This is a genomic window from Streptomyces sp. NBC_00086, assembly GCF_026343255.1.
Classification (GTDB): Bacteria; Actinomycetota; Actinomycetes; order Streptomycetales; family Streptomycetaceae; genus Streptomyces.
Map to the genome: position 1 here is coordinate 2,325,583 of NZ_JAPELZ010000001.1, position 13,011 is coordinate 2,338,593.

At 70.4% G+C, this 13,011-nt stretch carries 10 protein-coding genes; 8 read left to right on the plus strand and 2 right to left on the minus strand.

What is annotated here, in order from left to right; all coding sequences use genetic code 11:
• The first annotated feature begins 588 nt into the window (after window positions 1-588).
• From OG276_RS10140 to OG276_RS10175, 8 genes are all read left to right on the plus strand, one after another.
• Window positions 589-4,326 (plus strand): nitrate- and nitrite sensing domain-containing protein, encoded by a 3,738-nt coding sequence (locus OG276_RS10140; RefSeq protein WP_266904120.1) that lies wholly within the window; start codon window positions 589-591, stop codon window positions 4,324-4,326.
• A gap of 9 nt (window positions 4,327-4,335) precedes the next feature.
• Entirely contained in the window at window positions 4,336-4,749 is a 414-nt protein-coding gene (locus tag OG276_RS10145; protein ID WP_008739864.1) for a roadblock/LC7 domain-containing protein, read from the plus strand.
• A 151-nt stretch (window positions 4,750-4,900) separates the two neighbouring features.
• Window positions 4,901-5,293, plus strand: a complete 393-nt coding sequence (locus OG276_RS10150) for a DUF742 domain-containing protein (RefSeq protein ID WP_243337752.1) — start codon at window positions 4,901-4,903, stop codon at window positions 5,291-5,293.
• On the plus strand, window positions 5,274-5,861 hold the full coding sequence (locus OG276_RS10155; protein WP_254385735.1) for an ATP/GTP-binding protein: 588 nt from the start codon (window positions 5,274-5,276) through the stop codon (window positions 5,859-5,861). Before OG276_RS10150 ends, OG276_RS10155 begins: the two co-directional genes overlap by 20 nt.
• A 307-nt stretch (window positions 5,862-6,168) precedes the next feature.
• Window positions 6,169-9,384 carry a nitrate- and nitrite sensing domain-containing protein gene (locus OG276_RS10160; protein WP_266904121.1) on the plus strand — a complete coding sequence of 1,072 codons (3,216 nt, stop codon included), beginning with the start codon at window positions 6,169-6,171 and terminating at the stop codon, window positions 9,382-9,384.
• Window positions 9,385-9,394: 10 nt separating this feature from the next.
• Entirely contained in the window at window positions 9,395-9,808 is a 414-nt protein-coding gene (locus OG276_RS10165) for a roadblock/LC7 domain-containing protein (protein ID WP_243337850.1), read from the plus strand.
• Window positions 9,809-9,901: 93 nt separating this feature from the next.
• Window positions 9,902-10,507 (plus strand): DUF742 domain-containing protein, encoded by a 606-nt coding sequence (locus OG276_RS10170; RefSeq protein WP_266904122.1) that lies wholly within the window; start codon window positions 9,902-9,904, stop codon window positions 10,505-10,507.
• Window positions 10,488-11,075 carry an ATP/GTP-binding protein gene (locus OG276_RS10175; protein ID WP_073911148.1) on the plus strand — a complete coding sequence of 196 codons (588 nt, stop codon included), beginning with the start codon at window positions 10,488-10,490 and terminating at the stop codon, window positions 11,073-11,075. Before OG276_RS10170 ends, OG276_RS10175 begins: the two co-directional genes overlap by 20 nt.
• Before the next feature lie 111 nt (window positions 11,076-11,186).
• Here OG276_RS10175 and OG276_RS10180 read toward each other — a convergent pair whose 3' ends face one another.
• Both OG276_RS10180 and OG276_RS10185 read right to left on the minus strand, forming a co-directional pair.
• Window positions 11,187-11,390: an acyl-CoA carboxylase subunit epsilon gene (locus tag OG276_RS10180; protein WP_266904123.1), complete on the minus strand. Its 204-nt coding sequence runs from the start codon at window positions 11,388-11,390 to the stop codon at window positions 11,187-11,189.
• A 23-nt stretch (window positions 11,391-11,413) separates the two neighbouring features.
• On the minus strand, window positions 11,414-12,997 hold the full coding sequence (locus OG276_RS10185; RefSeq protein WP_266904124.1) for an acyl-CoA carboxylase subunit beta: 1,584 nt from the start codon (window positions 12,995-12,997) through the stop codon (window positions 11,414-11,416).
• Window positions 12,998-13,011 lie beyond the last annotated feature (14 nt).

Here is a 13,011-nt window from a genome sequence, read left to right on the forward strand (position 1 = left end):
CTCGGCTCACTAGGTCGGATGGTGGCGGCGGGTGCCGCCGGAATGCCTTCGGAGTGCCGCTTGTCGCTCGCGGCAACCCTGTAAAGCTCAAGGCTAAACATCTGAATCCCCCGCCGAACCGGGAAGTAATGGCCACGGCTATGTGAGTTTGCTCACCAGCGGCCAGGCATTACGGGCATAACGGGCAGTCAATTCTGCCCTACAAAACGGACATTGCGCCACTGAATGCGCCATTCCGCTCCCGATCATCGCGACTGGGACAGCATGCCAGGCGCGGGGTTTGGGCGGCGTAAGTCCGATTCCGTATGAATTGGCACGCACGACGGGTAGTGCACGCGTCACCAGACGTGACCGACTGTCCAGGGCGGGACTCGCACCTTGTTGGAGATCCGCCTCTGTGCTGGAATTCGCGGGACCGCCGCGGGAATCAGCCGGCGCGCAGATGGCGCGAGACAGCGCCGAGCGCGGCGGCAACGGAGAGGGAGACGCGCCGGTCACCGACGACCACCATGGGGCGCATTGCCCCACGACTCGACACCGTCCCACCGGTCGCCCGGCGGGACGCCTGGTCCAGAGGTTGCGACGCTAGTGCAGGGACGATTCAAGAGGGATGACAAGGGGTCTCCCCAGGCCCGTCAGGGCCGTGGGGAAGCCGCGCCGGAGCAGGACCCGCGCGGCGGGACCGACCGTGGCTCCTCGCCCCAGCACGCCCAGAACCGCGGGCCGGCTGTCGAGAGCGGGGGCCCCGACGGCTCCGCCCCGGCGAAGCCCAAGGGCCGGGCCAAGCCCAAGGCCGGCGCCAAGGCCGACGACGAGTCGGGCAGCCGCGACGTCGCGATACCCCAGACCTCCCGCGGGTCCGGTTCACGCCTGGCCATGCAGAACTGGCGCATCAGTACGCGACTGGTGTCGCTGCTGACCCTGCCGGTCGTCGCCGCCACCACCCTCGGTGGCTTCCGCATCAACGACTCGCTCAACGACATCGCGCAGCTGGAGCACATGCAGCTGCTGACGACCATGACGCGGCAGGCCACCCACCTGGCCGCCATGCTCCAGGCCGAGCGTGACAACTCCGCCGGCCCGCTGTCCGTCGACCGCTCCGGGAAGCCCAGCAGCCTCGTCACGGGCGTCCGCGAGTCGACCAACACCGCCGTCAAGGCCTTCGCCGCAGCGACCGACAAGGTCGACGTCGCCGAGGGCAACGACGAGACGCTCAGGTCGATCCGCAACAACATCCTGCAGATCGCCCACGGGCTCAACAACCTCGAAGAGATCCGCAAGGGCGCGTACCAGAACGGCGCCCAGCAGACCGTCACCGAGTACAACGCGCTGGTCGTCTCGCTGCTCTCGCTCTCGCAGGAAATGGCGCAGGCCACCTCGAACCCCGAGATGATCAAGCGCACCCGCGCCCTGGCCGCGTTCTCCTCCGCCAAGGAGTACGCCTCCATCCAGCGCGCGATCATCGCCGCCGCGCTCCCGGCCGACCCCACGAAGCCCGGCAACCTCAGCGAGAACGACCGGCTCTACGCCCGCTCCGCGCAGAACAGCGAAGAGCAGGCGCAGAAGACCTTCGAACTCGCCTACCAGGGCAAGCCCGAGGAGCTCCTCGCCTCGCTCGGCGACGGCAACCAGGAGATCGCCGACGCCGACGGCTACGCGCGCCGCGTCCTCGGGAACAAGGACCAGTTCGCCAAGGAGAAGAACCGCTCCTGGATGAACTGGTACGACTCGGACGACGTCAAGCTCCAGGCCATGGAGATCATCGAGATCACCCTGCTCGAGGACATGGAGCAGAAGGCCCGCGAGCTCAAGAACGAGTCGCAGCGCGACGCCATCATCAACGGTGCGCTGATCCTCCTCGTCCTCGGTGTCTCCCTCGTCGGCGCCTTCGTCATGGCCCGCTCGATGATCCGCTCCCTGCGCCGCCTCCAGGACACCGCGACCCGCGTCGCCCAGGACCGGCTGCCCGAGCTCGTCAAGCAGCTGTCCGAGTCCGACCCGCAGGACGTGGACACGACGGTGGAGTCCGTCGGTCTGCACACCCGCGACGAGATCGGCCAGGTGGCGGCGGCCTTCGACGACGTGCACCGCGAGGCCGTCCGCCTCGCCGCCGAGCAGGCCCTCCTGCGAGGCAACGTCAACGCGATGTTCACCAACCTCTCGCGCCGTTCGCAGGGCCTCATCCAGCGCCAGCTCTCGCTCATCTCCGAGCTGGAGTCGCGCGAGGCCGACCCGGACCAGCTGTCCTCGCTCTTCAAGCTCGACCACCTCGCGACCCGCATGCGCCGTAACGGCGAAAACCTCCTCGTCCTCGCGGGCGAGGAGCCGGGCCGCCGGTGGACCCGCCCCGTCCCGCTCGTCGACGTGCTCCGTGCCGCGGCGTCCGAGGTGGAGCAGTACGAGCGCATCGAACTCTCGTCGGTGCCCGGCACCGACGTCGCCGGCCGCGTCGTCAACGACCTCGTGCACCTGCTCGCCGAGCTGCTGGAGAACGCCACCTCGTTCTCCTCCCCGCAGACCAAGGTCAAGGTCACCGGGCACGCGCTGCCCGACGGCCGTGTGCTCGTCGAGATCCACGACACCGGTATCGGCCTCTCCCCCGAGGACCTCGCCGCGATCAACGAGCGGCTCGCGTCGCCGCCGACCGTGGACGTCTCCGTCTCCCGCCGCATGGGTCTGTTCGTGGTCGGCCGCCTGTCCCTGCGACACGGCATCCGCATCCAGCTCCGCCCCTCCGACTCGGGCGGTACGACGGCCCTCGTCATGCTCCCGGTGGACGTCGCCCAGGGCGGCAAGAAGCCGGCGCCGATGCCCGGTCAGGGCGGTCAGGGTTCCCCCGGCGCCCCCGGTCAGGGTGGCCCCGGCGGCCAGGCGCAGGGCTCGGTCCCCGCTCCCGGCGCGCGTCCCCCCGTGGGCGCCGCCCCGCAGCGCGGCCAGGTTTCCGCCGGCAGCCAGCGCGCGGCCCTGCCGGGCCGCGACGGCGGCCCCGGCGGTCAGCCCCAGGGCCCCGGCCCGCAGGGCGGACGGCCCCCGCAGCAGCAGGGCCCCGGCGGCCAGACCCAGAGCGCCTTCGGTTCGGGTGCTCCGCTGCCCGGCCGCGGCCCGGTCTCCGGTCCCGGCGGCCCGGGCGGCTTCGGCGGTCCGCAGGCCCGTCCGGCCGGCGCCCCCACGGCGTCCGGTCCCGGCGGCTTCCCGCAGGGCAACGGCTTCGAGCGCCCGCAGCAGCCGCAGCAGCCGCAGGCTCCGTACCAGCCCCAGCAGCAGGGTCAGGGGCAGCAGCAGTCCGGCGGCCCGGCCGCCCGCGGCCCCCGGCCGCAGCTTCCGCCGCGCGGTGGCGCTCCCCGTCCGGAGCTCCCGGGCGCGGTCGGCGGACCCGCCGCGATGCCCCAGACCACCAGTTGGGGTGCGGGCCAGCGCGGGCACGACGAGCCGCGCGGCCACGACGAGCTGTCGGGTCCGGGCTCCACGTCCGAGTTCCCCCGCCCCGACTTCAATGCCCCGGCCCCGCAGGCCGGCGGCAACGGCGGCCAGGCCGGCCTCGAAAACGGCGCCACGAGCCAGTTCGCCCGTCCCGACTTCGGCGACCCGGCCTCCACCACCGGCCAGTTCGCCCGCCAGGACTTCCAGGCCCAGCGGCCCGGCGGCCCCGGTGTCGGCGGCTACGCCCAGCCCGGCCAGGCCCCGCAGCCCCAGGGCCGGCAGGCCCCCGTACCGCCTGCGCGCGCCGAGGCTCCGCGGCTGCCGCAGGCGCCCCGTCCGGAGGCCCTGCCCCCGGCCGGTCCGGGCACCGGCGAGGGCCGCAGCCCGATCTTCGACACGCTGGAGTCGAACTGGTTCCGCCAGGAGGCCGCCCAGGCCCCCGCGCCGGCGCCGGTAGTGCCCCAGCAGCCGCAGCAGTCCGCTCCGGCGATCGCGGCTCCCGCCTCCCCCCAGCGTCCGCAGCAGCACCAGCTGCCGCAGCGCGGCCAGGAGCAGGCTCCGGCCGAGACCGCGCAGACGGCCACCGGCGCCGTGCCGACCGTGAGCTGGCGCTCCTCTCCGAACGACGAGCTGATGCGGCAGGCCGAGCGCGTGCGCCAGCCCGCCGCCGGCGGTATCACCACGTCGGGTCTGCCCCGCCGGGTCCCTCGGGCGAACCTCGTGGCCGGCACCGCGCAGCAGCAGGCCGAAGCACAGGCCGGCCCCCAGGTTTCGCGGTCCCCGGACGATGTCCGCGGCCGTCTCACCAACCTCCGACGCGGTATCCAGCAGGGTCGGCAGGCCGGCACCACCGGCCCGGCCACCGGCAGTTACCACATCGACCCCACTTACCAGCAGGAGCGATAGTTGAGTTCGATGAGCCAGGCGGCACAGAACCTGAACTGGTTGATCACGAACTTCGTGGACAACACCCCCGGTGTGTCCCACACCGTGGTGGTCTCCGCCGACGGCCTCCTTCTGGCAATGTCCGAAGGCTTCCCCCGCGACCGGGCCGACCAGCTCGCCGCGGTGGCCTCCGGGCTGACCTCCCTCACCGCGGGCGCGTCCCGCATCTTCGAGGGTGGCGCCGTCAACCAGACGGTGGTGGAGATGGACCGCGGATTCCTCTTCCTGATGTCCGTCTCCGACGGATCCTCGCTGGCCGTACTGGCGCACCCCGAGTGCGACATCGGCCTGGTGGGGTACGAGATGGCCCTCCTCGTAGACCGCGCCGGCAGTGTCCTCACCCCGGACCTGCGCGCGGAACTGCAGGGAAGCCTGCTCATCTGACTGCCGCTCTCCCGGCCGGACGGTACTGCCGGCCGGGGGACCGGGGCCGCAGCCCCGGAACCCAGTACCACCACCAGGCCGTCATACCGTCCCCCCACCGGCCGCCCCGTCAGACGGCACGCTGACCTTTGCTGTCCAGCCCGGAGGATCAATGACCCCGCCCCCCGCCTATTCCGATCAGTACGGAGATTCGTACTCGGAAGGCGACCAGCCGCTGGTTCGTCCGTATGCGATGACCGGTGGCCGGACCCGACCGCGCTACCAGCTCGCCATCGAGGCCCTGGTCAGCACCACGGCCGATCCGATGCACCTGTCCGGGCTGCTCCCGGAACACCAGCGCATCTGCACCCTGTGCCGTGAGGTCAAGTCGGTCGCGGAGGTCTCCGCGCTGCTGAACATGCCGCTCGGTGTCGCCCGGATCCTCGTCGCCGACCTGGCGGAGGCCGGCATGGTGGCCATCCACCAGCCGGGCAATGGAGAGGCCGGCGGAACGCCGGATGTAACGCTGCTCGAGAGGGTTCTCAGTGGACTTCGCAAGCTCTAATGGTGGAGCGGCTCCTGCTCGCTCCACCACCTCCGCGAAGATCGTGGTGGCGGGTGGCTTCGGCGTGGGCAAGACCACGTTCGTCGGCGCCGTCTCCGAGATCAATCCGCTGCGCACCGAGGCCGTGATGACGTCCGCGAGTGCGGGCATCGACGACCTGACCCACACCGGGGACAAGACGACCACCACGGTCGCCATGGACTTCGGCCGCATCACCCTGGACCAGGACCTGATCCTGTACCTCTTCGGTACCCCCGGTCAGGACCGCTTCTGGTTCATGTGGGACGACCTCGTGCGCGGCGCCATCGGGGCGATCGTCCTGGTCGACACGCGGCGCCTGGCCGACTGCTTCCCGGCCGTCGACTACTTCGAGAACAGCGGCCTGCCGTTCGTCGTGGCGCTCAACGGCTTCGAGGGGCACCAGCCCTACACCCCGGAGGAAGTCCGCGAGGCCCTGCAGATCGGCCCGGACGCCCCCATCATCACCACCGACGCCCGCCACCGCGCGGACGCCAAGAGCGCGCTCATCACGCTCGTCGAGCACGCCCTGATGGCGCGGCTCAAGTAGGGGCTGCGCGGGGCGAGGGCTTCACCGGCTGGTTTTGGGGGGCGGGCTGTGTCATGCGACACGGCCCGCCCCCTTCGTTCATAACGTTTCGACAGAGAATTGCCGGTAGTTGGCGACAGGGTGCGTTCGCCCGGTGTCACTGCGCTCACAACTGGCCCCGCTTTTGCCGCAGGACGCTCTTTATGTCCGATTTATGTGGGACATAAGGCTCTAGGAATGGCCGATTTCAACTGTTTGGAACACGGCCGTTAACCGTGCTGGAATTCAACGAACTAGCTAGTAGCACCGCCGAGAGGTTGTTGGTCGAGTGAGGCGAAGCAACTCGAGCCCCGCGGATGAACCCGCGCGCGGCAACTTCACCCCGCCGCCGCGCGCGGCCGCGTCATCCTTTGACGTACCCGTGGAACCATCCGTGAGCGGTGGCAGCACCAGCAGGTTCTCGCCCCGCAACTGGCGCGTGCCGACCCGTCTGAACGCCATCCTGCTCGTCCCGGTCCTCGTCGGACTGGTGATGGGCGGCTTCCAGGTGAAGGGGTCCATCGACACCTGGGACGAGGCCAAGGACGCCGAGCAGACCGCCGTCATCGTCCAGGCCGCGGCCGAATACGGCCAGGCGCTCCTCAACGAGCGCGACCTGACCGCCGAGGCCCTGCTCAAGGGCCAGCGCGATTCCGAGCCGGTCCTGAAGGCTTACTCCGCCACCGACGCGGCCAAGGCGAAGTTCGCCGAGGTCGCGAAGGAGCTGCCCGAGGGCCAGGGCCTGGAGCGCCGCCTGGAGCTCTTCCGCCAGGAGGAGCCGAAGCTGGAGCAGGTCCGCAAGACGGCCTACGTGAAGGACTTCGAGACGCCGAAGAAGGCCCTCCCGAAGGCGATGGGCCCGATCCCGACCGAAGAGGGGTACGTGCTGGTCCAGCACTACCTCATGCAGTTCTCGAACGAGCTGGGACTCGGCACCGGCAACGTGACCTCGTACGGCCGCATGGTCTACGCGCTCGAACTGTCCAAGGCCGCGAACTCGCTGCAGCGCTCGGTGGGCACCCACCTGCTGGTGCGGCCGAGCGAGAACGACGACATCCGCAAGGCCCAGCTCGTCGCCTTCTCCTCGTACGCGTACCTCGAAGAGATCGCCATCGGCGAGTACGTCGCCGCCGGCACCGACGAGGACGTCGCGCGCCTCAAGGACATCATGGGCGCGAAGTCCGCGGAGGGCGCCCAGAAGCTCGTCGACGCCAAGAAGGCGGCCGAGGAGGCGGGCACCGTCTTCCGGGCCCCGCCGGTGGTCAACAACTCCGCGCTCACCGGTATGACCGAGGCGATAGCCAGCGGCGCGAAGCCGGCCGCCCTCGCCAACGGCGGAACCACCCCGGCGGCCTGGCAGGCCGCCGCGACCGCCAAGTTCGACGGCTACAACCAGCTCGAGAAGGAACTCCTCGACAAGGCCCTCAAGGACGCCGTAGCCGTCTCCGACGAGGCCCGCAACGACGCCATCCTGACCGGCGCCATCGTGGTCGTGGCCCTGCTCGCCGCCTTCATCCTGGCCGGCATGATGGCCCGCCAGATGAGCAAGGCGATGCGCCGGCTGCGCAACGGCGCCTTCGACGTCGCCGAGCAGCGCCTGCCGATGCTCGTCGACCAGCTCTCGCGCACCGACCCGGGCAAGGTCGACACCCGGGTGGTGCCGATCCCGATCGACTCCCAGGACGAGATCGGCGAGGTCGCCCGCGCCTTCGACCAGATCCACCGCGAGGCCGTCCGGCTCGCCGCCGAGCAGGCCCTCCTGCGGGGCAACGTCAACGCGATCTTCACGAACCTCTCCATGCGCAACCAGTCGCTGATCGAGGGCCAGCTGAGCCTGATCACCGAGCTGGAGAACAACGAGGCCGACCCGGACCAGCTGGAGAACCTCTTCCGCCTGGACCACCTGGCCACCCGCATGCGCCGCAACGGCGAGAACCTCCTCATCCTCGCGGGTGAGGAGCCGGGCCGCCGCTGGGACCAGCCGGTCCCCCTGGTCGACGTCCTGCGCGCCGCCTCCTCCGAGGTGGAGCAGTACGAGCGCGTCGAGCTGTCGGGCGTCTCCGAGGCCGAGATCCACGGCCAGGCCGTGACCGACCTCGTGCACCTGCTCGCCGAGCTGCTGGAGAACGCCACCACCTTCTCCTCCCCGCAGACCAAGGTCCGGGTCAACGCGACGCGTCTGCCCGACGGCCGGGTGATGGTCGAGATCCACGACAAGGGAATCGGCCTGACGGCCGAGGACTTCGCGGACATCAACCACAAGCTCGCCAACCCGCCGACCGTGGACGCCGCGATCTCGCAGCGCATGGGTCTGTTCGTGGTCGGCCGGCTGGCCGACCGGCACGGCATCCGCGTCCAGCTGCGCCCCTCGGGCGAAGCGGCCGGCACCACCTCGCTGGTCATGCTCCCCGACGCCATCACCCACGGTGGCGGTGGCGAGGAGATCCCGGCGGACGACTTCACCGTCTCCCAGATGATCCCGCGCCAGCAGGCCCAGCAGCCGGCCCCGCTGCGCACCGCCGCCGAGCTCGGCTTCGACGACTCGCGCTACGAGGTCCACCGGGCCGACCAGCCGGGTTACGAAGAGCCCGCCGCCGACCCGGTCGGCCGGTCCCTGGGCCGTGAGGAGCGCCGGGCCGCGCTGGAGGCGCAGGTCGGCTACCCGCAGGCGCAGCCCCAGCCGCAGTCGCAGTACGACGAGCCCGCGGCGGACTATCCGGAACCTCAGCCGGAGCACGCGTACCAGCCGTACCAGGGCTACGAGCAGCAGCCCGTGCAGGGCTACGACCTCGGTTACGAATCCGCTCAGGCCGGGCAGGGATACGACGCGTACACCCAGCAGGATTACGCGTATCCGGAACCGGAGTACACGGATCAGCGACAGGAACTCCCGGCCTACGACGGTGGGTACGATTCCCCTTCCACAGCGGCAGAGTGGCCCCAGCAGAACACCTACTCGGGCTCCTACCAGCAGGGATACGGGACCGAATCGGAATCACCGGCCGCTCCCGAACCGGCCCCGGAGCGCGTAGGCTTCGACCGTCCGGGCGCCACGGCCGACGCCGGTCACCAGGTGACCGGGGCGGGCCTGCCGCGACGCGGCAGCCAGCCGCAGCAGCGGCCGGGACAGCAGGAAACGGAGTCCTCCGGTTCCCTCTTCGAGCAGCGGCCGCAGCGTCAGCAGCAGCCCGCGGCACCGGAGCAGGCCACCGGGGAGACGGAAGGCCCCGCCGACTGGCGCTCGAACAACGACGAGCGCTGGCAGCAGGCCGCCAAACTCCGTGAGCCGAAGGCGGGCGGGGTCACCCCGTCCGGTCTCCCTCGGCGGGTGCCCAAGGCCAACCTGGTCGAGGGTGCCGCAGAGACGACTCCGCAGGGCGGCCCCCAGGTCTCCCGGGCCCCGGAGGACGTCCGTGGCAGGTTGAGCAACCTGCGACGCGGCGTCGAGCAGGGCCGCAACGCGGGATCCGAGCAGTCAAGTAACAGCTATGACCAGGAGCGTTAGTGTGAGCGCGATGAGCCAGGCGGCACAGAACCTGAACTGGTTGATCACGAACTTCGTGGACAACACCCCAGGGGTGTCTCACACGGTGGTGGTCTCCGCCGACGGCCTCCTTCTGGCAATGTCCGAAGGCTTCCCCCGCGACCGGGCCGACCAGCTCGCCGCGGTGGCCTCCGGGCTGACCTCCCTCACCGCGGGTGCCTCGCGCATCTTCGAGGGTGGCGCCGTCAACCAGACGGTGGTGGAGATGGACCGCGGATTCCTCTTCCTGATGTCCGTCTCCGACGGATCCTCGCTCGCGGTGCTCGCTCACCCCGAGTGCGACATCGGCCTCGTGGGGTACGAGATGGCCCTCCTCGTGGACCGCGCCGGCAGTGTCCTCACCCCGGACCTGCGCGCGGAACTGCAGGGCGGACTTCTCAACTAGCAGACAGGCAGTGCGTTTCGCGTCACTGCACCATAGGGTGCGGTGGCGCGGTTCCACAGGGAGTACCGCGCACTTGGAGTCGGAGGAGGAAACGTGACAACACCCGGAGGACATCCCTATGGCGGCTCGCAGCAGCCGCAGGGTGGGCACGACCAGAACCGCTTCAACTTTCCTTCCGCTCCCAGCAACCGGCCCTCGCCGGAGCACGACCCGGCCTCCGGGCAGCCGTACCAGCGGCAGCCCTACCCGCAGCAGCAGCAGCCGCAGTACGGCCAGCCGCAGCAGCAGCCCGGCCAGTCGTCCTACCGGTCCCCGCAGCAGCCTCCGCGCGGCGGGCGCCCGCAGGCTCCGCAGGCGCACAACCCGCTGGTGCGCCCGTACGCCATGACCGGCGGCCGGACCAGGCCGCGCTACCAGCTCGCCATCGAGGCACTGGTCAGCACCACGGCCGATCCCGCGCGTCTGCAAGGGCAGTTGCCCGAGCACCAGCGCATCTGCCTCCTGTGCCAGGAGATCAAATCCGTCGCGGAGATCTCGGCACTTCTCTCCATTCCTCTTGGCGTAGCCCGGATCCTCGTCGCCGACCTGGCAGAGGCCGGCCTCGTAGCCATCCACCAGCCCGGCGGCGACGAGTCCGCCGGCGGCCAGCCAGATGTGACACTGCTCGAAAGGGTGCTCAGTGGACTTCGCAAGCTCTAACGGCGGAGCGGCTCCTGCTCGCTCCACCACCTCCGCGAAGATCGTGGTGGCGGGTGGCTTCGGCGTGGGCAAGACCACGTTCGTCGGCGCCGTCTCCGAGATCAACCCCCTGCGCACCGAGGCCGTCATGACGAGCGCCTCCGCCGGCATCGACGACCTGACCCACACCGGGGACAAGACGACCACCACGGTCGCCATGGACTTCGGCCGCATCACCCTGGACCAGGACCTGATCCTGTACCTCTTCGGTACCCCCGGTCAGGACCGCTTCTGGTTCATGTGGGACGACCTCGTGCGCGGCGCCATCGGCGCCGTGGTCCTCGTCGACACCCGCCGTCTCGCCGACTGCTTCCCCGCCGTCGACTACTTCGAGAACAGCGGCCTGCCCTTCGTCATCGCCCTCAACGGCTTCGACGGGCACCAGCCCTACACCCCGGAGGAAGTCCGCGAGGCCCTGCAGATCGGCCCGGACGCCCCCATCATCACCACCGACGCCCGCCACCGGGCCGACGCCAAGAGCGCGCTCATCACCCTGGTCGAGCACGCCCTCATGGCCCGCCTGCGGTAGCCGTCCCCGGCCTTGCACGCCCGGTCGTACGCGCCCGGTCGTACGCGAAAGCCCCCCGCACTCCGAGGAGTGCGGGGGGCTTTGCACGTGGTGCGGGCGGGGCTTGTCGTACTAGCCCTGCCAGCTGCGCGGGCCGCGGAAGCCGGGGGTGCGCTCCAGGCGGCGCCAGCCGGCCTGGGAGCTGGCGGCGGCGGCCGAGGTCTCCTCGGGGGCGGCCGCGGCGCGGGCGAGCAGGATCGCGGTGATCGCGGCCAGCTCCTCGGGCTCGGCGTTGCCCTTTTCTACCTTCAGCAGTGTGCCGGTGGCGTCGCTCATCGGTGGCAGGTCTCCTTCGACGTCTACTGGGGCGGGTTGCCGTGCTTGCGCGACGGCAGGTCGGCGTGCTTGTTGCGGAGCATCGCGAGTGCGGCGACGAGGACCTCGCGGGTTTCCGCGGGGTCGATGACGTCGTCGACGAGGCCTCGCTCGGCCGCGTAGTAAGGGTGCATCAGCTCGGACTTGTACTCCTTGACCATGCGCGCACGCATGGCCTCGGGGTCTTCGGCGTCCGCGATCTGCTTGCGGAAGATGACGTTGGCGGCGCCCTCGGCGCCCATTACGGCGATCTCGTTGGTCGGCCAGGCGTAGGTGAGGTCGGCGCCGATGGACTGGGAGTCCATGACGATGTACGCACCGCCGTAGGCCTTGCGCAGGATCAGCGAGATCCGCGGCACGGTCGCGTTGCAGTACGCGTACAGCAGCTTGGCGCCGTGGCGGATGATGCCGCCGTGCTCCTGGTCGACGCCCGGCAGGAAGCCGGGGACGTCCAGGAGGGTGATGATCGGGATGTTGAAGGCGTCGCAGAGCTGGACGAAGCGCGCCGCCTTCTCGGAGGCGTGGATGTCCAGGACGCCGGCGAGGTGGCCGGGCTGGTTGGCGACGATTCCGACGACCTGGCCGTCCATCCGCGCGAGCGCGCAGATGATGTTGCGGGCCCAGCGCTCGTGGATCTCCAGGACGTCGCCCTCGTCGACGAGCTCCTCGATGACCTTGAGCATGTCGTACGGGCGGTTGCCGTCGGCGGGCACCAGGTCCAGCAGGACGTCGGACCGGCGGTCGGCCGGGTCGCTGGTCTCGTGGACCGGGGGGTTCTCGCGGTTGTTGGAGGGCAGCATCGTGATGAGGTAGCGGACCTCGGAGATGCAGGTCTCCTCGTCGTCGTACGCGAAGTGCGCGACGCCCGAGGTCTCGGCGTGCACGTCCGCGCCGCCGAGGCCGTTCTGGGTGATCTCCTCGCCGGTCACCGCGCGGACCACGTCCGGGCCGGTGATGAACATCTGCGAGGTCTCCCGGACCATGAACACGAAGTCCGTCAGCGCCGGGGAGTAGGCCGCGCCGCCGGCGCAGGGGCCCAGCATCACCGAGATCTGCGGGATGACGCCCGAGGCCCTGGTGTTGCGCTGGAAGATGCCGCCGTAGCCGGCGAGCGCGGAGACGCCCTCCTGGATGCGGGCGCCGGCGCCGTCGTTGAGGGAGACCAGCGGGGCACCGGCCGCGATGGCCATGTCCATGATCTTGTGGATCTTCTGGGCGTGGGCCTCGCCCAGGGCGCCGCCGAAGATCCGGAAGTCGTGTGCGTAGACGAAGACCGTACGGCCCTCGACCGTGCCCCAGCCGGTGATGACACCGTCGGTGTAGGGCTTCTTGGCCTCCAGGCCGAACCCCGTCGCCCGGTGGCGGCGCAGCTGCTCGACCTCCTTGAAGGAACCTTCGTCGAGCAGCAACGCGATCCGCTCACGGGCGGTGAGCTTGCCCTTGGCATGCTGCGCTTCGGTCGCCCGGTCGCTCGGGCCGCGCCGCGCCTGCTCGCGCAGGTCGTGCAGCTCGGCCACGCGCCCGCGGGCGTCCGTCGGCTCGCTCGGAATCTGGTCCACAACGGTCATGTAATGACCTTACG

Excerpts from the sequence above, each read along its gene's own strand:
- OG276_RS10180 (WP_266904123.1), bottom strand. The coding sequence starts at position 11,390 with ATGAGCGACGCCACCGGCACACTGCTGAAGGTAGAAAAGGGCAACGCC.
- OG276_RS10145 (WP_008739864.1), top strand. The coding sequence starts at position 4,336 with ATGAGCCAGGCGGCACAGAACCTGAACTGGTTGATCACGAACTTCGTG.
- OG276_RS10185 (WP_266904124.1), bottom strand. The coding sequence starts at position 12,997 with ATGACCGTTGTGGACCAGATTCCGAGCGAGCCGACGGACGCCCGCGGG.
- OG276_RS10150 (WP_243337752.1), top strand. The coding sequence starts at position 4,901 with ATGACCCCGCCCCCCGCCTATTCCGATCAGTACGGAGATTCGTACTCG.
- OG276_RS10165 (WP_243337850.1), top strand. The coding sequence starts at position 9,395 with ATGAGCCAGGCGGCACAGAACCTGAACTGGTTGATCACGAACTTCGTG.